Origin of the sequence: Jatrophihabitans sp. GAS493 (assembly GCF_900230215.1) — a bacterium.
Taxonomy (GTDB): domain Bacteria; phylum Actinomycetota; class Actinomycetes; order Mycobacteriales; family Jatrophihabitantaceae; genus MT45.
Genome location: NZ_LT907982.1, coordinates 2,434,664 through 2,459,875, shown reverse-complemented (window position 1 = coordinate 2,459,875; position 25,212 = coordinate 2,434,664). Strand labels below are relative to the sequence as shown.

General features: G+C 68.0%; 20 protein-coding genes and 1 riboswitch. Of the genes, 10 read left to right on the top strand and 10 right to left on the bottom strand.

Features of this window, described 5'->3' with window-relative positions:
- Positions 1 to 20: 20 nt before the first annotated feature.
- The 3 genes from CPH63_RS11485 to CPH63_RS11475 all read left to right on the top strand — a co-directional run bounded on the left by CPH63_RS11485 (position 21) and on the right by CPH63_RS11475 (position 2,204).
- A complete protein-coding gene (locus CPH63_RS11485) occupies positions 21 to 629 on the top strand; it encodes a bifunctional 2-polyprenyl-6-hydroxyphenol methylase/3-demethylubiquinol 3-O-methyltransferase UbiG (protein ID WP_157749484.1) in 609 nt (202 codons plus the stop codon).
- A gap of 87 nt (positions 630 to 716) precedes the next feature.
- The gene (locus CPH63_RS11480) at positions 717 to 1,334 is read left to right on the top strand and encodes a hypothetical protein (RefSeq protein WP_096303090.1); all 618 of its coding nucleotides are present in this window, start codon (positions 717 to 719) and stop codon (positions 1,332 to 1,334) included.
- Between the two features lie 9 nt (positions 1,335 to 1,343).
- Positions 1,344 to 2,204, top strand: coding sequence for a class I SAM-dependent methyltransferase (locus tag CPH63_RS11475; RefSeq protein ID WP_096303089.1), 861 nt, complete (start codon positions 1,344 to 1,346; stop codon positions 2,202 to 2,204).
- Positions 2,205 to 2,219: 15 nt separating this feature from the next.
- Here the strand turns inward: CPH63_RS11475 and rfbD are convergent, their stop codons facing one another.
- Positions 2,220 to 3,119: a dTDP-4-dehydrorhamnose reductase gene (gene rfbD / locus CPH63_RS11470; protein ID WP_096303088.1), complete on the bottom strand. Its 900-nt coding sequence runs from the start codon at positions 3,117 to 3,119 to the stop codon at positions 2,220 to 2,222.
- Positions 3,120 to 3,122: 3 nt separating this feature from the next.
- Positions 3,123 to 4,106 carry a dTDP-glucose 4,6-dehydratase gene (gene rfbB, locus CPH63_RS11465; RefSeq protein WP_096303087.1) on the bottom strand — a complete coding sequence of 328 codons (984 nt, stop codon included), beginning with the start codon at positions 4,104 to 4,106 and terminating at the stop codon, positions 3,123 to 3,125.
- A 79-nt stretch (positions 4,107 to 4,185) separates the two neighbouring features.
- On the opposite strand from rfbB, the gene CPH63_RS11460 reads away from it, so the two are divergent.
- The 3 genes from CPH63_RS11460 to CPH63_RS11450 all read left to right on the top strand — a co-directional run bounded on the left by CPH63_RS11460 (position 4,186) and on the right by CPH63_RS11450 (position 8,299).
- Positions 4,186 to 5,745, top strand: coding sequence for an LCP family protein (locus CPH63_RS11460; protein WP_096303086.1), 1,560 nt, complete (start codon positions 4,186 to 4,188; stop codon positions 5,743 to 5,745).
- 134 nt (positions 5,746 to 5,879) lie between these two features.
- The gene (locus CPH63_RS11455; protein WP_096303085.1) at positions 5,880 to 7,556 is read left to right on the top strand and encodes an LCP family protein; all 1,677 of its coding nucleotides are present in this window, start codon (positions 5,880 to 5,882) and stop codon (positions 7,554 to 7,556) included.
- Complete coding sequence (locus CPH63_RS11450) at positions 7,556 to 8,299, top strand: TIGR03089 family protein (protein WP_096303084.1); 744 nt, start codon at positions 7,556 to 7,558, stop codon at positions 8,297 to 8,299. Before CPH63_RS11455 ends, CPH63_RS11450 begins: the two co-directional genes overlap by 1 nt.
- Here the strand turns inward: CPH63_RS11450 and CPH63_RS11445 are convergent.
- Complete coding sequence (locus tag CPH63_RS11445) at positions 8,292 to 10,421, bottom strand: glycosyltransferase family 39 protein (protein ID WP_096303083.1); 2,130 nt, start codon at positions 10,419 to 10,421, stop codon at positions 8,292 to 8,294. The genes CPH63_RS11450 and CPH63_RS11445 overlap by 8 nt on opposite strands.
- Before the next feature lie 165 nt (positions 10,422 to 10,586).
- Positions 10,587 to 10,673, top strand: a riboswitch (ZMP/ZTP riboswitch).
- Between the two features lie 92 nt (positions 10,674 to 10,765).
- Between CPH63_RS11445 and CPH63_RS11440 the strand changes: the two genes are divergently transcribed.
- Positions 10,766 to 12,256, top strand: a complete 1,491-nt coding sequence (locus tag CPH63_RS11440) for a glycine hydroxymethyltransferase (protein WP_096303082.1) — start codon at positions 10,766 to 10,768, stop codon at positions 12,254 to 12,256.
- A 69-nt stretch (positions 12,257 to 12,325) separates the two neighbouring features.
- Here CPH63_RS11440 and gnd read toward each other — a convergent pair whose 3' ends face one another.
- Positions 12,326 to 13,342: a phosphogluconate dehydrogenase (NAD(+)-dependent, decarboxylating) gene (gene gnd, locus CPH63_RS11435; RefSeq protein ID WP_096303081.1), complete on the bottom strand. Its 1,017-nt coding sequence runs from the start codon at positions 13,340 to 13,342 to the stop codon at positions 12,326 to 12,328.
- Between the two features lie 80 nt (positions 13,343 to 13,422).
- The gene (pgi, locus tag CPH63_RS11430) at positions 13,423 to 15,069 is read right to left on the bottom strand and encodes a glucose-6-phosphate isomerase (protein WP_096303080.1); all 1,647 of its coding nucleotides are present in this window, start codon (positions 15,067 to 15,069) and stop codon (positions 13,423 to 13,425) included.
- Positions 15,070 to 15,321: 252 nt separating this feature from the next.
- On the opposite strand from pgi, the gene CPH63_RS11425 reads away from it, so the two are divergent.
- Both CPH63_RS11425 and CPH63_RS11420 read left to right on the top strand, forming a co-directional pair.
- A complete protein-coding gene (locus tag CPH63_RS11425; RefSeq protein WP_096303079.1) occupies positions 15,322 to 16,644 on the top strand; it encodes a UDP-glucose/GDP-mannose dehydrogenase family protein in 1,323 nt (440 codons plus the stop codon).
- 145 nt (positions 16,645 to 16,789) lie between these two features.
- A complete protein-coding gene (locus CPH63_RS11420; RefSeq protein ID WP_096303078.1) occupies positions 16,790 to 17,248 on the top strand; it encodes a DUF4440 domain-containing protein in 459 nt (152 codons plus the stop codon).
- Between the two features lie 12 nt (positions 17,249 to 17,260).
- Here CPH63_RS11420 and CPH63_RS11415 read toward each other — a convergent pair whose 3' ends face one another.
- The 4 genes from CPH63_RS11415 to CPH63_RS11400 all read right to left on the bottom strand — a co-directional run bounded on the left by CPH63_RS11415 (position 17,261) and on the right by CPH63_RS11400 (position 22,597).
- Positions 17,261 to 18,124, bottom strand: coding sequence for an ABC transporter permease subunit (locus CPH63_RS11415; RefSeq protein WP_096305086.1), 864 nt, complete (start codon positions 18,122 to 18,124; stop codon positions 17,261 to 17,263).
- Positions 18,125 to 18,225: 101 nt separating this feature from the next.
- Entirely contained in the window at positions 18,226 to 20,853 is a 2,628-nt protein-coding gene (locus CPH63_RS11410; protein ID WP_197704718.1) for an alpha/beta fold hydrolase, read from the bottom strand.
- Between the two features lie 71 nt (positions 20,854 to 20,924).
- Positions 20,925 to 21,428: a 5-(carboxyamino)imidazole ribonucleotide mutase gene (gene purE / locus CPH63_RS11405; protein WP_371364807.1), complete on the bottom strand. Its 504-nt coding sequence runs from the start codon at positions 21,426 to 21,428 to the stop codon at positions 20,925 to 20,927.
- Positions 21,425 to 22,597 carry a 5-(carboxyamino)imidazole ribonucleotide synthase gene (locus CPH63_RS11400; RefSeq protein WP_096303077.1) on the bottom strand — a complete coding sequence of 391 codons (1,173 nt, stop codon included), beginning with the start codon at positions 22,595 to 22,597 and terminating at the stop codon, positions 21,425 to 21,427. Before CPH63_RS11400 ends, purE begins: the two co-directional genes overlap by 4 nt.
- A gap of 152 nt (positions 22,598 to 22,749) precedes the next feature.
- On the opposite strand from CPH63_RS11400, the gene CPH63_RS11395 reads away from it, so the two are divergent.
- Positions 22,750 to 23,256, top strand: a complete 507-nt coding sequence (locus tag CPH63_RS11395) for a GtrA family protein (RefSeq protein ID WP_096303076.1) — start codon at positions 22,750 to 22,752, stop codon at positions 23,254 to 23,256.
- A 1-nt stretch (position 23,257) separates the two neighbouring features.
- On the opposite strand, the gene CPH63_RS11390 is transcribed toward CPH63_RS11395, so the two are convergent.
- Positions 23,258 to 25,183: a TIGR03960 family B12-binding radical SAM protein gene (locus CPH63_RS11390; RefSeq protein WP_096303075.1), complete on the bottom strand. Its 1,926-nt coding sequence runs from the start codon at positions 25,181 to 25,183 to the stop codon at positions 23,258 to 23,260.
- Between the last annotated feature and the right edge of the window lie 29 nt (positions 25,184 to 25,212).

The window sequence follows — 25,212 nt, the reverse complement described above, 5'->3', positions numbered from 1 at the left end:
CGACGACATAAGGTGTCGCCGTGTACCACGAGCCGGTCCGCCAGGCGTACTCGTCACTAGCCGAGCAGTATATCGATCTCTTCGACGGCGAATGGCAGGCGAATGCCGACGACCTGGCCTTCATCCGGCGGCACCTGGCTGGCGTACCCGGCCCGGTGCTCGACCTCGGCTGCGGCCCCGGCTACTGGAGCGGCTACCTGTACTCCCTAGGCGTCGACGTGACTGGCGTCGACCTGGTGCCGGAGTTCATCGCCCATGCGCGAACACATCATCCGGGTCCGACCTATCGGCTCGGTTCGATGACGGAGTCAGTCGGTGCGCAACACGCCGCGGCCGGCATTCTCGCCTGGTACTCCACCATTCACCTTCCGCCGCCGGACTTGGTCGCGATGCTCACCGAGTTCCGACGGCTCCTCGCTTCCTCCGCAACGCTGGTCGTCGGCTTCTTCGACAGCGACGACCACGTGGCCGAGTTCGACCACAAGGTCCTCACCGCCTACCGTTGGCCGGCCGACGTACTCGCCCAACACCTGGCGCAGGCGGGCTTTGCCGAGGTTGAGCGCCTGCAACAGCGAATCCCGGCACGACCGGACCGGATCTACGGCGCCATCGCCGCGCGAGCAACTTGAGCTGACTTGTGACGTTCCGATAGCCGAACCCACGGCAGGAGCGCGCTAGGGTGCCTGGTAATTATCCGACCGGGCGGGGGTGGGTGAGTGCATCAAAATCACGACCGTGAGCATCCCGACGTTGGCAACGCGCTGATTGCGAACGCTGTGGGCACTCACACCTTCGCCGACCGCCCCCAATCGGTCCCGGTACCCGGAGAGTCGCAGCGACGAGTCGAAATCGTCTGGCCGCCAACAGCCTCGACCTCGGTGACGCTGGCCCGGGTCGGCGTCGGCGTGCTGCTCGGGTTGATGCTGGCCGCCGCCGTTGCGCCCCTGATCAACCACGCCCTGGATCTCAGAGTGTCGCGCTCGGACTATCTCTGGCTGCTACTCGGCACCACGGTCTTCGTGTGGGCACTGGCGAGCCCATTCCTGGTGGTCGCAGTCCTGGTACGCAAGGCGCGCAACCGGAGAGAAGCATCGCAGAGTGAGGGCGTCGTCGTCCTCCTCTGTTCTCTGGGCGGATCGCTCACTTACGCCGAAGACTACGTCGACTACATCGCAGTCGAGGACGGCCGGGCGGCGTCCGTACCGGCCCGGCGCGTCCCCGCCCTCGAGGCGAGGAAGGCTCGCTGGGGTGACACCGTCAGACTCGCCATCGCGCGCGACGGGAGCGTTCTACGGCTCGTGGTTCTCGCGAATCGGCTGGGCGGAGTGGGTTAGCGTCGGGGAATGGAGGAGAGCGATCAGGCACCCGCCCAGGCGGCGAACGGCATTGACTGGAATGGCCCCGTAGCCCGCTTCTGGGCCGATCACGACGACCGGTTCGACGCGCTGCTCGCCCGCCACGGTGAGGCGCTGTTAGCGGCTGCCGCGCCCGGCCCGGGGGAGCAAGTGTTGGATATCGGCTGTGGTTGCGGCAGCACCACGTTGCGTGCGGCGCAGGCGGTCACGCCCGGAGCCGGTACGGCGCTCGGCGTCGACATCTCGGCCGCGATGATCGGCCAGGCTCGTTCCCGGGGCGCCGACGCGGGCCGGGCAAACGTCCGCTTCGAAGTGGCTGATGTGCAGACGATGGACTTCGGTGGCGCCTCGTTCGACCTGGCGATCAGTCGGTATGGGGTGATGTTCTTTGCCGATCACACCGCCGCCTTCGCCAACGTCCGTGCCGCGATGCGACCCAATGGGCGACTGGCTTTCGTCTGCTGGGCGGAACGAGCGCGCAACGAGAATTGGACGGTAGCCTTCGATGCACTCGCCCCTCACTTGGGATCGCCGGCGCCGGTGGCGCGACCGAGCGGGCCGTTCGCGCTCGCCGATCCTGAGTACGTGCGGACGCTCCTCAGCCGAGCGGGGTGGCGCGGTATCGAAATCAGCCAGCTGAATGAGCCACTGCGCGTGGGCAGCGATGCGGATGACGCCCTCGCGTTTGAGCTCTCCGATCCGAGCACCGCCTCCGAACTGGCCGAGGCGGACCCCGCCGCCGCGGCGCGAGCGCGGGCCGATCTGCGTGCCGCGTTCGCGGCCCGGCAGCGACCGGACGGTGTCTGGCTGGCGGCCGCCTCCTGGCTGGTCACCGCCTTCGCGAACTAGTCGCGCCTAAGCCCCCTACTCAGCCGGCAGGAAAGCTTCGCGGTGCTGCTCGAATGCCTTGGAGAGCGCGTCGCGCCACTGCGGCATCGGGGTGAGACCGGCCTCCACCCATGCTCGGTCGGAGAGGACCGAGTAACTCGGGCGTGGCGTGGCGCTGCCGTACTCCGCCGATGTCGTGGGCCGCACCCGTTCCGGGTCGGCGCCGAGTTCGGCGAAGATCGCCCGGGTGAAGTCGAACCACGTCGTTTCGCCACTGCCGGTGCAGTGATAAAGCCCTGGCGCGGCATCGGAGAGGGCCAGTTCGATGAGTCCGGCGGCCAGGTCGGCGGTCCACGTCGGTGAACCGCGTTGGTCGTCGATGACGGTCACGGTGTCGCGCGTCTTCTCCAACCGGGCCATCGTCTTCACAAAGTTCGCCCCGTTGGCTCCGTAGACCCACGCGGTGCGCACTACATAAGAGTTGTCCGGCAGTAATTCGCGGACGGCGACCTCACCGGCCAGCTTGGTGCGACCGTACGCGGTGGCCGGACCGGTCGGATCGGCCACCTCGTAGGGCCGCGTGGCGTCTCCGGGAAAGACGTAGTCGGTCGAGACGTGGATCAGTCGGCCGCCGTGCGCGGCGAGGGCGGCGGAGAGGATCGCCGGGCCGGTCGCGTTGATCCGGTAAGCGTTGTCCTCGTCGTTCTCAGCTGCGTCGACGGCGGTGTAGGCCGCGGCGTTGAGCACGACGTCTGGTTTGAAGTCAGCGACGGCCGCCGAGACCGCGGCCGAATCCAGGATGTCGAGGTCCGGGCGGTCCGTCGCTAGGACGGTGGCCCCGGCGGCCGTGAGAATCAGTTCCAGGTCATGCCCCAGCTGCCCGAGACAGCCGGTGATGAGCCAGCGTTTGGCAGCAATTTCCGCGTCGGTCGGCATCGACTACGCCAGCGCCGCGCGAGCCTTCAGCGGTTCCCACCAGGCTCGATTGTTGCGATACCAGTCGACGGTGAGGGCCAGGCCCTCCTCGAACGTCACCTGCGGGGCGTAGCCCAGTTCGGCCGTCTTGCTGTAGTCGACCGAGTAGCGACGATCGTGACCGAGACGGTCCTCGACGTAGGTGACGGCGCTCCAGTCCCGGCCGGTCGCGTCCAGCAACTGCTGAGTCAGCTCCTTGTTGGAGAGCTCACGACCGCCGCCGATGTTGTAGAACTCCCCGGCGTTGCCCTTCTCGGCGACAAGCTGGATGCCCCGGCAGTGGTCGGCGACGAAGAGCCAATCGCGGACGTTGAGTCCGTCGCCGTAGAGCGGCACCGACTTGCCGTCGATGAGGTTGGTGACGAAGAGCGGGATGACCTTCTCGGGGAAGTGGAAGGGTCCGTAGTTGTTGCTGCAGCGCGTCACGGAGACGTTCAGGCCATACGTGCGGGCGTAGGCGCGAGCCAGCAGGTCGGCGCCGGCCTTGGCCGCCGAGTACGGCGAGTTCGGTTCCAGGATGTGATCCTCGCGCCAACTGCCCTCGGGGATCGAGCCGTAGACCTCGTCGGTGGAGACGTGCACGACCCGGCCGACCCGGTGGCGGAGGGCGGCGTCGAAGATCTGCTGGGCGCCGAGGAAGTTGGTGACGGCGAAGTCAGCGGCGCCGGTGATCGAGCGGTCGACGTGGGTCTCCGCGGCGAAGTTGATCAGCACGTCGTGCCCGGGCAGCGCGGCATCCAGCGCGATCGGGTCACAGATGTCACCCTGAACGAAGGTGTAGTGAGGGTTGTCCTGCACGGACGCCAGGTTCGCCAGATTTCCGGCGTAGGTGAGCTTGTCGTAGACCGTGACGTCGGCGTCGGCGTAAGCCGGGTAGGCCCCGGCGAGCAGATCACGGACATATTGAGAGCCGATGAAGCCCGCGGCCCCGGTGACGAAAATACGCATGCGAGGAGTATTCCAGATGCCCACCCCCGGTCGGCGCGCTTGACCGGATCGCCGCCGCTACCGGGCTAGCCTCGGGTGCATGTCCGACCGGAACCACGACCTCCCCCAGGCCGGTGTCGAAGCCCCGCTGGACACTCCCGACCAGTTGGGCCCGCGCCCGGCGGGAGTCGGTAGTCACAGCACGCTCGGCGCCGGTATTCGCGCAGTCGTGGCCCTCATCTCACTCGTCACGTTGGTGGCCAGCGGCATCGCCTGGGCGAGCTATCAGAAGTTCAACTCAGATATCGGCCACGGTGCTGCGGTCCCGGCCCTGACCGGCGCCGACGCCGACGGCGCGGACCAGAACATCCTGCTGATCGGCGACGACAGCCGAGCCGGGGCCAACGCAGCGGAGCTGAAGGCACTTGGAACCACCGACGACGGCGGCAGCGTCAACACCGACACGATGATGATCCTGCACGTGCCGGCCAAGGGCGGGAAGGCGACGGTCGTCTCGATCCCCCGCGACTCCTGGGTCGATATCCCGGGCTTCGGGAAGGGCAAGATCAACTCGGCCTACGGTGACGGCTACAGCACGGCGAAGGGCAAGGGCGCGGACGAGACGGCGAGCGAGAGCGCCGGAATCATCCTGCTGATCAAGACCCTCAACGGCCTCACCGGTCTGCACATCGACCATTACATGCAGGTCAATCTCCTCGGCTTCTACCGGATAAGCATCGCCATCGGCGGTGTGGACGTCTGTCTCAGAGCGGCCCAGAATCCATCGACCGACTCCGATGCCAACGGCCACGGCTACTCCGGGATCAATCTGCCGGCGGGTCACTCGGTGATCATGGGAACCCAGGCTCTGGCCTTCGTCCGCCAGCGCCACGGCCTCCCCCAAGGTGATCTCGACCGGATCAAACGGCAGCAGTACTTCCTCTCCGCCGCGTTCAGGAAGGTCGCCACCGCGGGCGTGCTGCTGAACCCGTTCAAGCTGCGTGATCTGCTCAAGGCGGTGAGCACGTCGCTGCTGATCGACCCGGCGTTGAACGTCGTATCGCTGGCCGGCGAGTTCCAGAACATGTCCGCCGGCAACATCACCTTCGCCACCATCCCGAACGATGGCTCACAGACGATCTACCCGGACGGCGTGGAGACCTCGATCGTCGCGATCAACACCGCGGCGCTGCCCAGCTTCATCCGGACCCTGCAGGGCAAGGCTGCGGACTCGGCGCTCTCGGCCGCCCCGGCCGCCGCACCCGGCAGCGTGTCGGTCGACGTGCTGAACGGGACCTCGATCGCCGGCCTCGCCGCCGAGAACGGCACCGCGCTGAAGCGGCTCGGCTTCCACGTCGAGACGATCGACTCGACGGACCTCACTCCACAGACCAGCGTGGAGTACCCCGAGGGCCTGCAGGGGAAGGCGAAGGCGGTCGCGAACGCGACACCGGGCGCAAAACTGGTCCTCACCGACTCTGTGAAGAAGGTCACTCTGGTCCTCGGAGAGAACGGCGTGGTGGCGAAGGGCGTAGCCGCGGCACCGAGTACCGCACCGAGCACCCCACCTAGCGCTGCCACCAGCATGCACGCCAGCGTTTCTTCAACGACAGCCGCCAAAAAGGCCACCACCTCGGCCGCCGTTAGCTGCATCAATTAGCCAACTCGGCCTCGGTCTTCGCGCCGCTCAGACCCAGCTACGGATACCGCTGCGGACGCGGGCTCGATCGGGCCCACCTGAACGCAGCCCAAGTGCCCCGGGGATTCTGCGAGGCACCCCGGTAATCTGGAACAGTGACTTCACACGGCGGCGAACCGCCCTTCTACGGTTGGCGCCCCGAGGAGACTCCGGGCCCGGACGCCGGGCAGGCCTCCCCACCTCCGCCGCTCCCGCCAGAGCTGCATCCGCGCGGTCGGCGGGCCGGGCGCGCCGAGCAGCGGGCGGCGGCCGCCGCGGCCCAACCGGCGGCGGCGAAGCCGGCCCGGTCGTCGGCGAGCCAACCCAGTGGGCGTCCCGGCAGCCGTAGTGCCAAGCGCAGCACAAACCGCAATCCCAGTGCCGATCTGCGCCGCGGCGCCACGCTGGGAGCGATGACCATCTCGGCTCTGCTCTCCGTCGCGATCGTCCTCGGCAGCGGCTATGCCTGGTACACCTGGAAGGGCCTGAACAGCAACATCCGCCGCCTCGACGCGATCCCGGCCTCCAGTGTCGGCGGCAAGGCCGGCGCCAGCGCCGCCCCGGATGTCGACGGGACGGACCAGAACATCCTCATCGTCGGCAACGACGACCGCGACACGGCCACCGCGGCCGAGCTGAAGGCGCTCGGAACCAATAAAGACGGCGGCAGCTACAACACCGACACGATGATGATCCTGCACGCTCCGGCCGACGGTAAGTCGGCCTCGGTGATCTCGCTCCCCCGTGACTCCTGGGTCAGCATCCCGGGCCACGGCATGGGCAAGCTCAACTCGGCCTACCCGGACGGGGTGAGCGACGGCCACGGCGACAAGGCCACCGGCGCGCAGCTCATGGTGAAGACGATCGAGAACCTCACCGGCCTGCACATCGACCACTACGTCCAGGTCGACCTCATCGGTTTCTACCGCATCAGCAAGGCGATCGGCGGCGTCACCGTCAACCTCTGCAAGGCGGCCAAGGACCATTACTCGGGCATCGACCTGCCAGCCGGCAAGTCGACGATCTCCGGCACCCAGGCCCTGGCCTTCGTCCGGCAGCGGCACGGGCTGCCGGCCAGCGACTTCGACCGCATCAAGCGGCAGCAGTACTTCATCTCGGCCGCGTTCCAGAAGATCAGCAGCGCCGGAACCCTGCTCAACCCGTTCACCCTGAACAAGTTGATCACCGCAGTCACCTCCTCGCTCACGATGGATGAGAGCCTGCAGCTGACGAAGCTGGCCAGTCAGTTCCAGGGCCTGGCCGCCGGGAACATCAACACCCAGACCATCCCGACCAACGGCACCGGGATGGAGGGGAACCAGAGCGTCGTGGAGGTCGACCCCGCCACGGTGCGGGCCTTCGCGCAGAGCATCGATGCCGCCAAGGCGAAGCCGACCCCGACTCCGAAGCCGAGCAGCACGGTGACGCCGTCCAGCGTCACGCTGACCGTCCTCAATGCCGGTGCCGCCAACGGTGCGGCGACCAGTAACGGTGCTGCCCTGAGCGCGCTCGGCTTCAATGTCAGCAGTGTCGGCTCGGCCACGACGACGACTCGCGCCACCACCGTGGAGTATCCCTCCGGGGACGAGGCGCAGGCTCAGGCCGTGGCTGCGCACATCCCGGGCGCGGCGTTGAAGGAGACGTCGTCGGTGTCGCAGGTGACGCTGCTGCTCGGCAGTGACGGCGCCTCCGTGGGCGGCACCGCCACCTCGGGCGGTTCCAGCAGCGCGTCGGCGACCCCGAAGCCGAGCCCGACTCCCAACGCCGCCGCCACCGGCGCCTGCATCAACTGATGCCGCCAACGACCCCATCGGCGCTCTTCGACCGGGTGCTGGCCAGGCAACCGTCGCTCCCGTTCGTCAGCTTCTACGACGAGGCGACCGGGGAACGCGCCGAGCTGTCGGCCAAATCTCTGGCCAACTGGGTGGCCAAGACGCACTTCCTGCTCGGCGATTCGCTCGGCCTCGGGCCGGGTTCGGTGGCGCAAGTCGCCCTGCGAACCGACTGGCTCAGCGTGGCGGTCATGCTGGGCTGCTGGAGCGCCGGCCTCAGTCTGAGGACGGCATCCGGCCCCGACGATGTGGACGCCGACGTCGCCTTCGCCGTCCCTGACACAGTCGCCGAATGCCGCGATGCGGCCGAGATCCTCGCGGTGAATCCACGCTCGCTCACCCGCAGCTTCGGCCCGGACGCCCCGGCCGGCACCGAGGACTTCGTTGCCGCCGCCCGTCCCCAACCGGATTCCTGGGGCAGCGTCCGGACGGCCGCCACTGCCCACGCACCGTGCCTCGGAGAGCTCACCGCCGCCGAAGTGCTCGATCGGGCGGCGGCTCGCATCGGCGACCTCGGACTCTCACCCGCAGCCCGGCTGCTCTTCGCCGTCCCCGACGAGGCGACTGAGAACAGTGCCGAGCGACTGGTCGACACTCTCGTGCTGCCGCTGGTGCTGGGCGGTTCCGTGGTCTATGTCGCGAACGCCGACCCGGCCACGCTGGCCCGGCGGTCTGAACAGGAGCACGCGCAGCTCATCAACTGAGCGCGACGGGGTGCCCCTGCTCGTCGACGGTGGTGAGGTAGACGCTCACCTCGCTGCGGGCGGGAGAGGTTGGCACCTTGTTGATCAGACTCGGCCAGCGAGTCATCTCGACGCTGGAGAGCGGCTTCAGTGCCGAGGAGTCGATACCGGGGAAGGCGGTGGGATCGGTGGCCATCACATAGAGGCGCCGACCGGAGGCCGTCACGTTCGCGTTCACCTCACTCAGCGTGCTGGTACTCACGTCCTTCACCGAGTTGGTGGGCACTCCGCAGTAGGAACGCAGCGTCTGCGAATAGCTGACGCGCGCCGTCTCGTCGATCATCAGCACGGCGGCGTCGTCACCCAAGGCATCACAGATTGCCTGAACCTGGCGCAGTTGCGGCGCCTCCTCGCGCAGGCTGCGCACCGGCAGTGAGATGGCCAGCGGAATACCGATCAACAGCAGCGCACCGGCGGCGAGCACAGCCGGACGGATCCGCCGCCAGCGCCGCGCCAGCAACTGAAGCAGCGCGCAGGCCGCGACGATCATCAGCGGCAGGACGACGGGCACGAATCGCCGGATCGCCCACGGCTGATCCGGAGTGATCTGGCTGTTCCACAGGTACAGCCCGGACATCGACAGCCCCATGCAGACCGGAGGGACGAGGGTCAACTGGGGCCGGCGCAGCGTGCGGTTGATCAGCGTGACGTACCCACCGAGACCCAACACGAGCGCTGGCCACCCGTAGTAAACGGCCAGCCATTCCAGTGTGTACTCGTTATAAAGGCGCGAACCGTCCACCGGAACGCCCTGCTGCCGCTGCACATCCTCCAGCGACAGGTTCCGCACCGACGTCGTCGTCATCCACAGGGGACGGCTCCACAGGACAACCGCCGTCAGCAGCACCACGAGGGACATCACGGTAGCCAGCTGTGCCCGCCGGTCGGCCGAGCGGATGAACGCCTGCGCGGATCGGGACCAGGCCAACGCCACGACCGGAACGGCAATAACCACCAACGCGAAGGCGGCGGCGAAGAGCAGCAGAATATGCGGACGCTGGTCGCGGTAGTAGCCGTAGGACAGTCGGGTCACGTCCAACCAGCCGATGAACATCGGCACGGCACCGGCGCCGATGAGCAGGGCCAACTGTCCGACGGTGGTTCGTCGACGGTCGGGCGGGGCGACGGCGGCGATGACGATCGCCGCCACGATCAGCGACAACATGCTGGCCGTGCTGTCGATGCGAACGGCCCCGGAGACCCCGGCCACCAGGCCGGCGGCCGCGAAATCGATCCAGCGCCGAGTGAGCAGGGCACGGTGCAGCAGTGAGAGGCTGCCCATCAGCAACAGCAGCGCCAGCACCTCGGTGTAGGAGTCCCGGCTGACGAAGAGCATCGGGATCGAGACACCCATGGCAGCCATCGCGATCAGCCCGAAGACCGGCCCCACGATGCGTCGAGCGAACCCGAAGAAGACGAAGAGGGCGACCCCGCCGAGCACGACGTTGGCCTTGAGCATCCCGGCTAAGCCAAATAGCCAGCCACCGACGGTCATCAGCGCCGGCAGTAGGTGGTTGCCCTGGGCGTAGAGGATGCCACCCTGGGCGGCCGAGCCGAAGCCGGCCGAGGTCGCGTCGGAGTTCTTGGGCGGTCCGAAGATCTGCGAGTGGGTGGGGATGGAGAGCGATTGATGATCCATCAGCCAGCGCGCGGTGAGGTTATAGGTGGCCGGATCACGGGTCGCGAAGACGTTCTCGGCCGAGAACCGGGCGTTGACTACGACCCAGACGATGACCAGCGCCAGCGCGACCAGCGTGAGGCGAACGTCCCGACCGGTCACGGCCCCGCTCGGCGCCCGCACCAGGGCTACCGATCCGGCCGCGCCGAGCGCTCCGGCGGGGATGACGAGTCCGGCTGAGAAGTGACCGAGCAGTAGCAGCACCATTGCCGGCACGCTGAACCCGGCCAGCGCCACGGCCAGCAGATCCGGGGAGGCGAAGAGGTAGCGGGCGAGAACTTGCGTACCGAGACGGTCACTCTGCGCGTCTGCGGGAACCGTCTGCGCCAGCGCTCCCGGGGCGAGCACTGGGTCTGGCGTCGGGTCGGGCGACGGTGCGCCGTCACGCCGCTCAGTCGCGCGCATGTACCCCCGTCATCGTTTGCGGTCGCGCGCTCTGGGGACGCCGACGCCAAGCGGAAGTATATGTCGACTTCACCGCGATCCGCGGCGATCGGAGTCCGCCTTGAATCGATCAGTCACAGTATTCACAGGTGATTTCCACTCGCTTCGGTCGGGCCGGTAAGCTCGTCGTCGGGTCGTAACTGGCGCATTTTCTAAGGTGGGTCGACCACCGGGGAGCGACCTGAGCATGAGCCGCGCGCCTGGGTGCCCTCCACCAACTCGATCAGTCAACGCGAGGGGGCTCCGCCGCGGAGTCGCCCGCATCCCACCGGTGAACCAGCCGGTGAATCACGAGAGGCGCGCAAATGACACAGACCACCCCACCATCCACCGCGATCGCCAACGCCTTCGCCCAGCCCTTCGACGGCGAGGCCGCCAGCGCCGCCTACCGGAACGCGCTGCAGGTGATCGGTGCCGTCGAGCCGAAGATCGCCGACGCGATCCGGGCCGAACTGGCCGACCAGCGCTCCTCGCTGAAGCTCATCGCCAGCGAGAACTACGCCTCGCCGGCCGTGCTGCTGACGATGGGCAGCTGGCTGTCGGACAAGTACGCCGAAGGCACCATCGGGCATCGTTTCTACGCCGCCTGCCAGAACATCGACACGGTGGAGTCGCTGGCCGCCGAGCATGCGAAGGCGCTCTTCGGCGCCCCGCATGCCTACGTTCAGCCCCACTCGGGCATCGACGCCAACCTGGTTGCCTTCTGGGCCATCCTCGCTCAGCGGATCGAGTCGCCGGCACTGGCCGCGGCCGGGGCCAAGCACGTCAACGACCTCAGCGACGCCGACTGGAGCGCCCTGCGCAGTGCCCTCGGCGATCAGCGGATGCTCGGCATGTCGCTGGACGCCGGCGGGCACCTCACCCACGGGTTCCGCCCCAACATCTCGGGCAAGATGTTCCACCAGTCCTCCTACGGAACCGACCCCAAGACCGAGCTGCTCGACTACGCCGAGGTCCGGCGAATGGCCCATGAATTCAAGCCATTGATCCTCATCGCGGGCTATTCGGCCTATCCGCGTCGGGTCAACTTCGCAACCATGCGCGAGATCGCCGATGAGGTCGGCGCGACGCTGATGGTGGACATGGCCCACTTCGCGGGGCTGGTGGCCGGCAAGGTCTTCACCGGCGATTTCAACCCGGTGCCGTTCGCCCACGTCACCACGACGACGACGCACAAGTCACTGCGTGGCCCCCGTGGCGGCATGGTGCTCTGCCAGCCTGAATACGCCGACGCCGTCGACCGTGGCTGCCCGATGGTGCTGGGGGGTCCGCTCGGTCAGGTGATGGCCGCCAAGGCCGTCGCGCTCGCCGAGGCCCGCCAGCCCGAGTTCGCAAACTACGCCCAGGCGGTGGCCGACAACGCCGTGTCGCTGGCCGAGGGTCTGAGCTCGCGAGGCGGCCGGCTGGTTACCGGAGGCACCGACAATCACCTGGTGTTGCTGGACGTCACCTCCTTCGGGCTGACCGGCCGGCAGGCCGAGTCGGCGCTGGTCGAGTCGGGCATCGTCACCAACCGCAATGCGATCCCGCGCGACCCGAACGGTGCCTGGTACACCTCCGGCGTACGCCTCGGCACCCCGGCGCTGACCAGCCGCGGCTTCACCGGTGACGACCTGGACCGGGTGGCCGAACTGATCGTGGACGTGCTCTCCGCGGCCACCCCGACCGCCACCGCCGACGGGGGTGCCTCGAAGGCGAAGTACACCCTCACCGACGGCCTCGCGGCCCGCACCCAGGCGGCGGCGTCGGAGCTTCTGGACGCCCACCCCCTCTACCCGGGGCTCGACCTGAGCTGAGCTTGGCCACCGAACGCCGAAGGGCCCGACACCAGCCGGTGTCGGGCCCTGCGCACGTCCTGCCGCTCGCTACTTCGTCGGCAGCTCGTGGTGGCCGCCGAACTGCTGGCGCATGGCCGAGAGCAACTGGTCGGCGAAGAGGGCCTCGCCCCGCGAACTGAACCGCTGGAAGAGCGATGCGGCCAGCACCGGGACCGGCACCCCTTCGTCGATGGCGGCGTCGATCGTCCAGCGCCCTTCCCCCGAGTCGGAGACTCGCCCGCCCAGACCCTCCAGCGTCGGGTTCTGCGCCAGTGCGGTGGCGGTCAGATCCAGCAGCCAGGAGGCCACTACGCTGCCGCGCCGCCACACCTCGGCGACCTGGGCGGTGTCGATGTCGTACTGGTAGAACTCGGGGAACTCCAGCGGGCTGGTCTCGGCCGAGGCCTCCATCGAATCCTTACCGATGTTGGCCTTGTGCAGGATGTTCAGGCCCTCGGCGTAGGCGGCCATCATGCCGTACTCGATGCCGTTGTGGACCATCTTGACGAAGTGCCCGGCTCCGTTCGGGCCGCAGTGCAGGTAACCCTGCTCCGCGGTGCTCAACTCGCCGCTGAGGCCGGGGGTGCGCTCGGCGTCTCCGCTGCCCGGAGCGATCGTCTTGAAGATCGGGTCGAGGTGGCTGACGACCTCGTCCTCGCCGCCGATCATCAGGCAGAAGCCACGCTCGAGACCGAAGACGCCGCCACTGGTTCCGACGTCTACGTAGTGAATGCCCTTCTCTTTCAGGGACTTGGCGCGTCGGATGTCGTCGTGGTAGCGGCTGTTGCCACCGTCGATGATGATGTCGCCCTCGCCGAGGAGTTCGGCCAGCTGGTCGACCGTGCGGCCGGTGATACCGGCCGGGATCATCACCCAGACGACCTTGGGGCCGGTGAGCTTGGCTACGAACTCCTCCATGCTCGAGGCGCCGACGGCACCCTCGTCACCCAGCTTCGCCACCGCGTCCGGGCTGACGTCGAAGACCACGCACTCGTGCCCGTCGCGCATCAGGCGACGAACGATGTTGGCTCCCATTCGGCCTAGACCGACCATTCCTAACTGCATGTCGTACTCCTAGTTTCGTCTCGCATCGGTCGTGGATTCGGTGCTAATTCGGGGGCGGAGAGATCTCGCTCCGGCACGGATCAGTCTTGGCCGGCGGTTGCGGCTCGATAGCGCCGGATGAGGGCATTGGTGGAGCTGTCATGACTGAGTTCCGGCTCGTCCGGCGCGCTCAGCTCGTCGGCCACCTTCTTGGCCAGCACCTTGCCGAGCTCGACGCCCCACTGGTCGAAGGAGTTGACGTTCCACACGACGCCCTGGACGAAGACACTGTGTTCGTAGAGGGCGATCAGGGTGCCGAGGGCAAAGGGAGTGAGTCGCTCCAGCAGCAGCGTGTTGGAGGGGCGGTTCCCGGCGAAGACCCGGTGCGGGACGAGCCATTCCGCGGTGCCCTCAGCGGCGACCTGCTCGGCGGTCTTGCCGAAGGCCAGTGCCTCGCCCTGGGCGAAGACGTTTGCATTGAGCAGATCGTGGTGGTTGCCGAGCGGGTTCAGCGAGTGCGTGAAGCCGATGAAATCAACCGGAATGAGCTTCGTACCCTGGTGGATCAGCTGATAGAAGCTGTGCTGACCGTTGGTCCCCGGTTCACCCCAGTAGACCGGCGAGGTCTCGTAGTCGACCTGGCCGCCGGCGAGTGTGACCGACTTGCCGTTCGACTCCATCGTGAGCTGCTGCAAGTAGGCCGGAAAGCGCTTCAGATACTGGTCATACGGCAGCACGGCCTGGGTCTGGGCGTCGAAGAAGTCGCTGTACCAGACGGTGAGCAGGCCGAGGATCGCCGGCAGGTTCGTCTCCAGCGGGGTGGTGCGGAAGTGCTCGTCCATCGCGTGGAACCCGGCCAGCAGCTCCCCGAAGGCGTCGGCACCGACCGCGAGCATCGTCGACAGCCCGATGGCGGCGTCCATCGAGTAGCGTCCACCGACCCAGTCCCAGAAGCCGAACATGTTCATCACGTCGATGCCGAACTCCGAGACGGCCTCGGCGTTGGTCGAGACGGCGACGAAGTGGCGCGCGACCGCCGCGTCGTCGCCCAACGTGGCCAGCGCCCACTCCCGCGCGGTGCGGGCGTTGGTCATCGTCTCCAGCGTGGTGAACGTCTTGGAGGAGATGATGAAGAGCGTCTCCTCCGGGTTCAGGTCGGCGGTGGCTTCGGCGAAGTCGGTCCCGTCCACATTCGAGACGAAGCGGAAGGTCAGCTCGCGGGCGCTGTAGTGACGCAGCGCCTCGTAGGCCATCACCGGCCCCAGGTCGGAGCCGCCGATACCGATGTTGACGACGCTGCGGATCGGCTTACCGGTGTAGCCGAGCCAGCGACCGCTGCGGATCTGGTCGGTGAACTCGCGCATCCGCCCCAGCACCTCGTGCACCGCCGGAACCACATCGATGCCGTCGACGTAGATCCGGGCGCCGGCCGGGGCGCGCAGCGCCGTATGCAGCACCGCCCGGTCCTCGGTGACGTTGATCTTCTCGCCGGTGAACATCGCCTCAATCCGCGCGCCGAGACCGGATTCACGGGCCAGATCGATGAGCAGGGCTACGGTCTCGTCGGTGATGCGGTTCTTGGAGTAGTCGAGGTAGATCCCCTCAGCCTCGACGGCCAACCGCTCTCCACGGCCGGCATCCTCGGCGAAGAGGTCACGCAGGTGCCTGGACCCGATCTCGGCGTGGTGGTGGACCAGCCGGGCCCAAGCCGGGCGGTCACGGAGTGGCAACGTCTGCGGACTCGACATGCGATCAACCTCGGTTCTCGACGGTCTTGGTGCGCGCGGCAGGATCGGTGCATCCTGCACATAGCATTTCAGTAGGCCGTGAGCGCTTTCACTCCAGGGGCGGCCAATTGGCCATGCGACACGGGTTAGCCTTATCGCTTGGACCAATTCCAACGGGGCGGCCGGGTCGGCTTCGACCGGTGGCAGGCCGCCGGGTCCGTCGTCAAGACGTTATGAGTTCGTTTGAGCCAGCTGAGCAAAGGAAGACTTTACGTGACTGACCGACCAAAGCTATCGGTAATCGGCACCGGATATCTAGGCGCAACCCACGCGGTCTGCATGGTCGAACTCGGGTACGACGTGATCGGCCTGGATGTGGACGAGAGCAAGATCGAGACCCTGCGGGCCGGCCGCATCCCGTTCTTCGAGCCCGGTCTGCCGGAGCTGCTGGCCAAGCACCTGGACAGCGGGCGGCTGCGCTTCACCACTTCCTACCAGGAAGTAGCCGACTTCGCCGACGTCCACTTCGTCTGTGTGGGGACCCCGCAGACCAAGGGGTCGGATGCGGCCGACATGACATACGTCAACGCTGCCTTCAGTTCGCTGGCCCCGCTGCTCACCCGCCGCGCCCTGGTCGTCGGCAAATCCACCGTTCCGGCCGGCACTGCGGCTCGCATCGAGAAGCTCATCAAGGGGCTCGCCCCGTGCGATGAGGTCGAACTGGCCTGGAACCCGGAGTTCCTTCGTGAAGGCTTCGCCGTCCAGGACACGCTGCGCCCGGATCGCCTGGTCTTCGGTGTCCACTCGGAGTGGTCGGAGAAGCAGTTGCGGGCGGCCTTCGAGCCGGTCATCGAGTCGGGTACCCCGGTCGTCATCACCGACTTCGCCACCGCCGAGCTGGTGAAGGTCGCCGCCAACTCGTTCCTGGCCACCAAGATCTCCTTCATCAACGCCATGGCCGAGATCTGTGAGGTGACCGGAGCCGACGTCGTTGCGCTGGCCGGTGCCATCGGCCATGACGAGCGCATCGGCAAGCGATTCCTCAACGCCGGGCTTGGTTTCGGAGGTGGCTGCCTACCCAAGGACATCCGCGCCTTCATGGCCCGCGCCGGCGAGCTCGGGGTGGATCAGGCCGTCTCCTTCCTGCGTGAGGTCGATCAGATCAACCTGCGGCGCCGGGCCCGCACGGTGGACCTCGGCCTGGAACTGGTCGACGGCGACTATCAGGGCAAGCGTGTCGCGGTGCTGGGAGCGGCCTTCAAGCCGAACTCCGACGACATCCGCGACTCCCCCGCCCTGGACGTGGCCGCGTCGATCCACAAGCTCGGGGCCGACGTCGTCGTCTATGACCCGGAGGCGATGGAGAACGCGCGCCGGGCGCACCCCGAGCTCACCTACGCCAGCTCGCTGCGCGAGGCGCTCACCGACGCCGACCTCACCCTGCTGCTCACCGAATGGCAGGAGTTCCGGGCCCTCGACCCGGCCACCGTCGCCACCATGGTGCGCGAGCCGCGACTGGTCGACGGCCGCAACATCCTGAACCCGGTTACCTGGCGCGACGCCGGCTTCCACTACCGGGCGCTCGGCCGCCCGTAAGTAAGGCCACGTGGGTCAAGCGTCGCGGGTTGGTATCAGCGGCTTTTGACGTGGAGTTGCCGGTTTTCGCGAGGAGACCGGCAATTCCACGCGCAGAGCGCTCACGGAAAAGCGGCCGCGCCCACCCGTCGCTAGGATCGAAGACGTGCCCAGCGACGACCAGACGAGCCGGTCCGCCGCCGCCGACCGGGCCGAGATCGCCGGCATAGTGCGGACGTTCTTCGCCGCCTTCCGCTCCGGCCCGGAGAGCGTCGCCCGCCTGCAGGCGCTGCGTGCGACCTTCCTCGCCGAGGCGGTGATCGTCCGAACCGGTGGTGGCGAGCCCGCCGTCTACGGCGTGGAGAGCTTCATCGCGCCCCGGCAGGCGCTACTGGCCGGCGGCACCCTGGTCGACTTCAGCGAGTGGGAACTGAACGGCCAGATCGACATCTTTGGCGACATCGCCCAGTACTTCGGCAGCTATGCAAAATCCGGCATCCAGGACGGGACACCGTTCGCCGCGAGAGGCATGAAGACCCTGCAATTCGTTCGCACCTCAGCTGGCTGGCGGATCAGCGCCGTCGCCTGGGACGACGAGCGCGATGGTCTGCCGATGCCGGCGTGAACGGGTCGCGACTCAGCTCGTGATGTCTTTGCCCTCGAACTTCCACCAGGCCAGCGCGAAGAAGACCGCTGAGTAGACGAGGGCGAGCCCGGTCCCGCGCGTCATATCGGCCCAACTCACCGTCGGCCCGAGTGCGTCCAGCCAGGCGTATTGGAAATGCGTCGGCAGGAAGCGCCGATACGGGTCAAGGGCGGTGATGGAGTCGAGGATGTTGCTCACCACGAAAAGCATCACAGCGCCGCCAACGGCGCCCAGCGGGGCGTCGGTGACCACGCCCAGCAGGAACGCCAGGGCGGCCACGATGAGCGCCTGGATGCTGGCGTACCCGACGACGATGGCCAGCCGGGTCAGCGCCTCGGAGGTGGTGAAGGTGCCACTCACCGGTGACCGCGCCGGCGCCCAGCCGAAGAAGACCCCGCCGACCAGGAACGCCCAGATCGGTAGCAGCACGTTCGCGCCCAGGCTCAGTGTGAGCGCGACGATGAGCTTCTGCCGCAGCAGTCGGGAGCGGGGCACCGGAATCGCCAGCAGATACCGCAGCGACGACCAGCTCGCCTCGCTGGCCACCGTGTCGCCGCAGAAGAGGGCGACGATCACGACCAGCAGGAAGCCCACCGACGCGAACTCGGCGAAGAGCGCGAAGTTGCCGGCACCCACCGTCGCCAGCCCGACCAGAGCGGAGCTGCTGCCGTCTGTGCTGTCGCCGGCCCCACCGACCTTGAAGGCCAGCGCCATGATGATCGGCAGCAGCAGCACGACGGCGAAGCTGAGCTGGGTACGGCGGCGTTTGAGCTGACGGACGGCCTCCACCCGCAGCGGCAGCGTCTTCGTGGGTGTGACGGTAGCCAGCGACTCCAACTCCGTGGAGACGGGCATGGAGGCCAGCCGGTCGTGCACGCCGCGGCGGGTGGCCGCGGTCTCGGTGCCATTGTGCCCGGTACCGCCGTGGGCCGTTGGCAGGACGCCGTTGGATTCGGTCATGCGTCATCGCCTCCGACGAGGTCCAGGAATACGTCTTCCAGCGCTCGCCGGACAGGGACCTGCCGGGTGGCGATACCGGCCGCAGCCAGCACCCGCTCAGCCTCCGACGGATCGGCGACGGCGAGCTGCGTACCCCCGGCCCCGGCGATGTCGGCCACCGAACCGGCGGCCACCAGCTGCCCCTTGTGCATGACGACGACGTGGGTGCAGGTCTGCTCCACCTCGGCCAGCAGGTGACTGGAGACGACGACGGTGCGTCCGGTCTCGGCGTAACTGCGCAGCACCTCGCGCATCTCAGCGATCTGTGGCGGGTCGAGACCATTCGTCGGCTCATCCAGCACCAGCAGCTCCGGCAGCCCGAGCATCGCCTGCGCGATGGCCAGCCGCTGCCGCATGCCCTGGCTGTAGGTCTTGACCTTTCGGTCGACCGACGACCCGAGACCCGCGATCTCCAGCGCCGTCTCGAACTGGGCGTACTTCTCATCCCGGCCCGAGGCCGCCCAGAAGAGGTGCAGGTTCTCGCGCCCGGAGAGATGCGGCAGGAACCCGGGCCCCTCGATGAAGGCCCCGAGCCGCGACAGCACCGGGGCGCCCGGCGTCACGAGATGGCCGAAGACGTGCACCTCGCCGCTGGTCGGGCGGATCAACCCGACCAGGACCCGTAGTGTCGTCGTCTTCCCGGCCCCGTTCGGCCCGAGCAGGCCGACGACCTGCCCCCGTTCCACGGTGAAACTAGGGCCGTCGACGGCCCGGTACCCGTCGCTGTACTCCTTGACCAGATTGCGGACCGAGATGGGCGTGCCCTGCAGTCCGGGTACCGGAGTGTCGGCCCGGCGGCGGCGAACCCCTCGCACGACAGCCCAGCCGATGCTCAGCAGCATGGCGACGATCCCGACGATAAGCCACGGCAGGGCCGATCCGGAGCGGACGACTTCAGCGTCGATTCCGGGAACGGTGAGCTGCCCGGAGTCGCCGGCCAGCTCGATGCGGTATTCGCGGGGGTCGGTCGGCAGCTGATAGGCCAGATCGGTGGTGGCGACCAGCACCTGCATCCGGTGACCGGAGGCGATATCGGTGACGATGGCCGGCAGTTGCACATCGACGCTGGTGGCGACGCCTGGCGTGAGGCCGGTCAGATGCACCGGTTGGGTGAGCGCGGCCGGGGTCCGCGTCGACCCGTCCGCGGAGAGATCAACCAAGGAGACAAAGAGGGTTGCGTCGGTGCTGCCCAGTGGCGTCACCTTCAGCCGCACCCTGGACGCCCCGGCGATTCGCTGCCGCTGCTTGAGCACCGCCGATTCGAAGACGGCGTTCTGCCCGGCGACGGCACCCAGGCCGAGATCGGTGCCCACACCGGCAGCGCCGCTCAGGGCCGAGGCCTGCTCCAGCAGGCTGCCTAGACCGGGCAGCGACGACACCGCCGCCGGGTTACCACCGGCCGGAGCGCTGATCGTCTGCGTCTTGTTGCTGAGTGTGAAGGTGCTGGTCGGCGCGGGTGGTGCGTGTACTCCGGGGTACCCGGCCTCAGCCCGCAGCGTCTGGTTGATCCGGCGCCCGGAGGAACTCGACAACGCCGAGCCCTGCTCGGCCAGTTCGAAGGAGGTATCGGCCGTCCCGACGCCCTTCAGGTGAGCGTCGAACCAGTCCTGCACAGCCGCGGCGCTCCCCTCCCCGGCCCCGCCGCCGTCGTGGCCGCCGGCCCGCCAGATGACCCGCACCGTCGTGCCGTTGGCCGCGATGGCGCGGGCGTTGGCGTCGGCCTCGGTGAGCGGGAAGAGCGAGTCCTGCTCCCCCTGGCTGAGCAGCGTGGGGGCCGTGATCCGAGCGTCGACCGACGCCGGGCTGGAGGCGTTCAGGAGGGCGCTGGTGGCAGCGCTCGGGACGCCGCTCTGGCCGGCCTGCTGGAACGCGGCACAGACCTCGGCCGCCACCCGCCCACAGGCCGCGGAGCGCTCAGCCAGCGGGCCGGTGCCCCGCGCGGACTGGAAGAGGTAGCCGGTCCAGAGCTTCTTGAAGACCCCGGGTTGGGTGCCGGCCCCGTTGGGGAAGAGCGAGTTCTGCAGGCTGTTCCAGGTGATGTCGGCGGCAACGGCGTCAATGCGCGGATCACTTCCGGCCAGCATCAGGGCCAGGCCACCCCCGTAGGAGGCGCCGGCCACTCCCACCACCGGATCACCGGGCGCGGTGGTGCGCACCTGCGGCAGCGTCGCCAGATAGGAGACCAGCAGCTTCGCGTCGGCCACCTCGTAGGCCGGCGCGTCCAGATGCACCAGCCCGCCGGAGGCGCCAAAACCACGGGCGGTGTAGGCCAGCACCACGTAGCCGTCCTTGGCCAGGGCCTCGGCCTGCGAGTTGAGGTCCCGTTTGGTGCCACCCAGTCCGTGGGCCAGCAGGACAGCCGGAGCCGGGGAGGAGGAGTCGGGGAAGTACAGGGTCGTGTCGAGCTTCACCGGCAGGCCTGCGGCGACACCGGTGGCCTCGGGGGTACCGGGGAGCATCGCGCTGCGGGTACGGATGGCGGCCGGAGCGGTCACAGCGGAGACGATCCCGGCCACCAGTAGCGCGACGATCAGCACCGCACCGGCGATACTCCAGCCGCGATGACGGCGCAGGGCGGGGAGCACCCGGTTGCGCCCGCTGCGAAGCCGGACGCGTAGACCGGCCCCGCTGAAGCGTCTCGGGCGCGGGGAGGTCACTAAGGCAGCGTACGGAGAAGCTCGGCCAGGGCGGCGTTCTTGCTGTGGGCGCTCTCAGCTAGGACGTCCTGGAAAACCTGCATCTTGCCGGCCAGCAGCTCGTCACTGGTGGCCAGGATACGGACGGCGAGGAGCCCGGCGTTGCGGGCACCGCCGATCGAGACGGTCGCGACCGGCACCCCGGCGGGCATCTGAACGATCGACAGCAGCGAGTCCATGCCGTCCAGGTACTTCAGCGGCACCGGTACGCCGATCACGGGCAGCGTCGTCATCGAGGCGACCATCCCGGGCAGATGCGCCGCCCCGCCGGCTCCGGCGATGATGACCCGGATCCCGCGTCCGGCGGCGGCCTGGGCGAACTCGGCCATCACCTGCGGGGTGCGGTGCGCGGAGACCACTGACACCTCGTGCTCCACGTCGAACTCGTTCAGGGCGGCGGCCGCTTGGCTCATCACCTCCCAGTCCGAATCACTTCCCATGATCACGGCAACTCTGGCACTCACGCGGTCACGTCCCCATTCACCAGGTAGTCCGCGGCGGCGACGGCCCGCCCCCGCACTTCGGCCAGGTCCTCGCCCAGCGCGGTCACGTGGCCGACCTTGCGTCCGGGACGAAACCCCTTGCCGTAAAGGTGGATCTTCACGTCGGGCCACCTCGCCATGCAGTGGTGCACCCGCTCGTCGATGCGCTTCGGGATGACATCATCTGCCCCGGCCAGCAGGTTGGCCATCACCACGACCGGCGCGGTGAGTGTCGTCGCGCCGAGCGGGTAGTCGAGGACGGCCCTCAGGTGCTGCTCGAACTGCGACGTCCGGGAGCCCTCGATACTCCAATGCCCGGAGTTGTGTGGGCGCATGGCCAGCTCGTTGACCAGCAACGCGCCACTGGACGTCTCGAAGAGTTCGACGGCGAGAACCCCGGTGACGCCGAGTTCGACCGCTATCCGCAGGGCCAGCGCCTGCGCCTCGTCGGCCCGGTCGGAGTCCAGCCCGGGCGCAGGGGCGATGACCTCCACGCAGATTCCGTCCCGCTGCACCGTCTCGACCACCGGCCAGGCCGCTCCCTGGCCGAACGGGGAGCGGGCGACCACCGCGGCCAACTCACGCTTGATCTCGACCTTCGCCTCGGCCAGCAGGGATGTCCCGGAGTCGAGTAGCGGCTGCGCCTCGTCGATCGAATCGACCACCCAGACGCCCTTTCCGTCGTAACCGCCGGTGGTCGCCTTCAGCACCAGCGGCCAGCCGACCCGGCCGCCGAAGGAGAGCAGCGAGGTGCGCGGGTCAGCCTCTGCACTGAGGTCGATCCAGGGCATCGCGGCCACCCCGAGTTCGGTGAGGCGCCGGCGCATCTGCGCCTTGTCCTGGGCGTAACGGAGGGCGTCGGCGCTCGGCTGGACGGAGGTCACCTCGGCCAGCGCGCGGACGTGATCATTGGCTACGTGTTCGTGATCGAAGGTGACCACATCGCAGCCCTCGGCGAAGCGCAGCAGGTCCTCCAGGCTGTGGTAATCCCCGACGACGACGTCGCGGGCAACCAGGGCCGCACCGTCGTCCAGCGAATCGGCCAGCAGACGCAGCGACTGCCCGAGCGGGATGCCGGCCTGATGGGTCATCCGGGCCAACTGGCCCGCCCCCACCATTCCGACCACGGGCAATCCGGTGCGCTCATCCACGCCTGTGAGCCTAGTCGGGGCCCAGCGCGGGCCCACACGGTCGGCACCGGCGGGCAGAACTCGGCACAGGTCGGCACACGTCGGCACACGTCGGCACTGTCGATTCAGCGCACAGCCGGGCACCCAAGGCGAGCAGGTAGAGTCCATCGACTGTGACCCCGCCAACCCACCAGCACTCGCTGAGTCAACGCATCCGCGACTCGTGGCGAATTCTGCTGAAGGAGATGACCTCGTTCGGGGTGGTCGGGGCCATCGGCCTGATCGTTGATCTCGGCACGTTTCACTTCCTGCTCGAGCACGGCCGCATCAAGGCGAAGATCATCTCGACGATCCTGGCCACGATCATCACCTATGTCGGGAATCGGTATTTCTCCTTCTCCCACCGCGCCCGCTCCGGCCTGCGCCGGGAGGCCGGCTTCTTCCTGGCCATCAACGTCGTCGTGCTGCTGGCCAGCCTCGTCGTGATCTGGTTCTTCTCCTACCCGCTCGGGTTCGACGAGAACACCACGCACGACCGTGCGGTCATCCAGATCGTGAACCTCTTCACGATCGGGTTGGGCACGATCTTCCGTTTCTGGGCCTACAAGCGTTTCGTCTTCCTGCACCCGGACCGGGTGCACTCCCCGGACGTCAACCTCGACGAGGAACTCGCCGAATAGTTCAGGCCTTCGGGGCCATCGGCAGCAACTGCCGCCCGGTCGGGCCGATCTGGATGTCGGTACCCATCGTCGAGCAGACGCCGCAGTCGAAGCATGGCGTCCAGCGGCAGTCGTCCTGCTCGAACTCGGTGAGCGCGTCCTGCCAGTCATCCCAGAGCCACTGCTTGTCCAGGCCCGAGTCCAGGTGATCCCAGGGCAGCACCTCGTCGGCGTCGCGCTCCCGGGTGGTGTACCAGGCGACATCCACGCCGAGCGGGGTGAGTACCGCCTCGGCGGCGGCCATCCAGCGGGTGAAGGAGAAGTGCTCGCTCCAGCCGTCGAAGCGCCCGCCCTCTCGCCACACCTGCTCGATCACGGCACCGACGCGCCGGTCGCCCCGGGAGAGCAGCCCCTCGACCATAGAGGGCTCGCCGTCGTGGTAGCGCATTCCGACGTTCTTGCCCAGTGACCGGTTGGCGTTGATCGCGGCCCGCAACTTGGCCAGCCGGTTGTCGATCGTCTCCGGGGATGCCTGGGCAGCCCACTGGAACGGGGTATGCGGCTTCGGGACGAAGCCGCCGATCGAGACCGTGCAGCGAATGTCCTTGCTGCCGGTGGCCTCTCGCCCGGCCCGGATGACGTCGTGCGCCATCTCGGCGATCTCCAGGACGTCCTCGTCGGTCTCGGTCGGCAGACCGCACATGAAGTAGAGCTTCACCTGGCGCCAACCCTGGCTGTAGGCCGCGGTGACGGTGTTGATCAGGTCTTCCTTGCTCACCATCTTGTTGATGACCCGGCGCAGTCGCTCGCTACCGCCCTCCGGGGCGAAGGTGAGCCCGGAGCGGCGGCCGCTTCGGGAGAACTCGTTGGCCAGGTCGATGTTGAAGGCGTCTACCCGGGTGCTCGGCAGCGAGAGCGAGACCTTCTCCGCCTCGTAGCGGTCAGCCAGGCCCTTCGCGATCGGGCCGATCTCGGAGTGGTCGGCGCTGGAGAGCGAGAGCAGGCCGACCTCCTGGAACCCGGTGGCCGCCAGCCCGGCCGCCACCATCTCACCGATGCCGGTGATGCTGCGCTCGCGGACGGGACGGGTGATCATGCCGGCCTGGCAGAAGCGGCAGCCCCGGGTGCAGCCGCGGAAGATCTCGACGCTCATCCGTTCATGCACCGATTCGGCCAGCGGGACCAGCGGGGTCTTCGGGTAGGGCCACTCGTCGAGATCCATGACCGTGTGCTTGCTGACCCGCTCCGGTACGCCTTCGCGATTCGGGGTGATCGGCCGCGCCGAACCGTTCTCATCGAACGTCACGTCATAGAACTTGGGGATGTAGACGCCGCCGGTGGCCGCGAGGCGGAGCAGCAGCTCGTCCCGCCCGCCGGGGGAACCCTGCTCCTTCCAACCACGCACGACGTCGGTGATGACGCCGACGATCTGCTCGCCGTCACCGAGGACGGCCGCGTCGACGAAGTCGGCGATCGGTTCGGGGTTGAAGGAGGCGTGACCGCCGGCGATGACGATCGGGTGGGTCTCGTTTCGATCGGCGGCGTGCAGCGGGATGCCGGCCAGATCGAGGGCGTTGAGGAGGTTCGTGTACCCGAGTTCGGTGGAGAAGGAGACGCCGAGCAGGTCGAAGGCAGCCACCGGCCGATGCGCGTCGACGGTGAACTGCCCGATGCCGTGCTCGCGCATGAGCGCCTCGAGGTCGGGCCAGACCGAGTAGGTCCGCTCAGCCAGCGCGTCCGGGCGCTCGTTCAGGACTTCGTAGAGGATCTGGACACCCTGGTTGGGTAGGCCGACCTCGTAGGCGTCCGGGTACATCAGGGCCCAGTGCACGCTGACGCTGTCCCACTCCTTGCTGCGGGCATTCTGCTCGCCGCCGACATACTGGATCGGCTTGCTGACCGTCAGCAGCAGGGGTTCCAACCGGGGAAACAGGGATTCAACGCTCACGGGTATCAAGGCTACCGGGCTGGCGGGCT

What these genes read in the sequence shown, in the direction of transcription:
- CPH63_RS11475 (WP_096303089.1), top strand. Translation starts at nt 1,344, where the DNA reads ATGGAGGAGAGCGATCAGGCACCCGCCCAGGCGGCGAACGGCATTGAC.
- rfbD (WP_096303088.1), bottom strand. Translation starts at nt 3,119, where the DNA reads ATGCCGACCGACGCGGAAATTGCTGCCAAACGCTGGCTCATCACCGGC.
- rfbB (WP_096303087.1), bottom strand. Translation starts at nt 4,106, where the DNA reads ATGCGTATTTTCGTCACCGGGGCCGCGGGCTTCATCGGCTCTCAATAT.
- CPH63_RS11460 (WP_096303086.1), top strand. Translation starts at nt 4,186, where the DNA reads ATGTCCGACCGGAACCACGACCTCCCCCAGGCCGGTGTCGAAGCCCCG.
- CPH63_RS11450 (WP_096303084.1), top strand. Translation starts at nt 7,556, where the DNA reads ATGCCGCCAACGACCCCATCGGCGCTCTTCGACCGGGTGCTGGCCAGG.
- CPH63_RS11445 (WP_096303083.1), bottom strand. Translation starts at nt 10,421, where the DNA reads ATGCGCGCGACTGAGCGGCGTGACGGCGCACCGTCGCCCGACCCGACG.
- CPH63_RS11440 (WP_096303082.1), top strand. Translation starts at nt 10,766, where the DNA reads ATGACACAGACCACCCCACCATCCACCGCGATCGCCAACGCCTTCGCC.
- gnd (WP_096303081.1), bottom strand. Translation starts at nt 13,342, where the DNA reads ATGCAGTTAGGAATGGTCGGTCTAGGCCGAATGGGAGCCAACATCGTT.
- pgi (WP_096303080.1), bottom strand. Translation starts at nt 15,069, where the DNA reads ATGTCGAGTCCGCAGACGTTGCCACTCCGTGACCGCCCGGCTTGGGCC.
- CPH63_RS11415 (WP_096305086.1), bottom strand. Translation starts at nt 18,124, where the DNA reads ATGCCCGTCTCCACGGAGTTGGAGTCGCTGGCTACCGTCACACCCACG.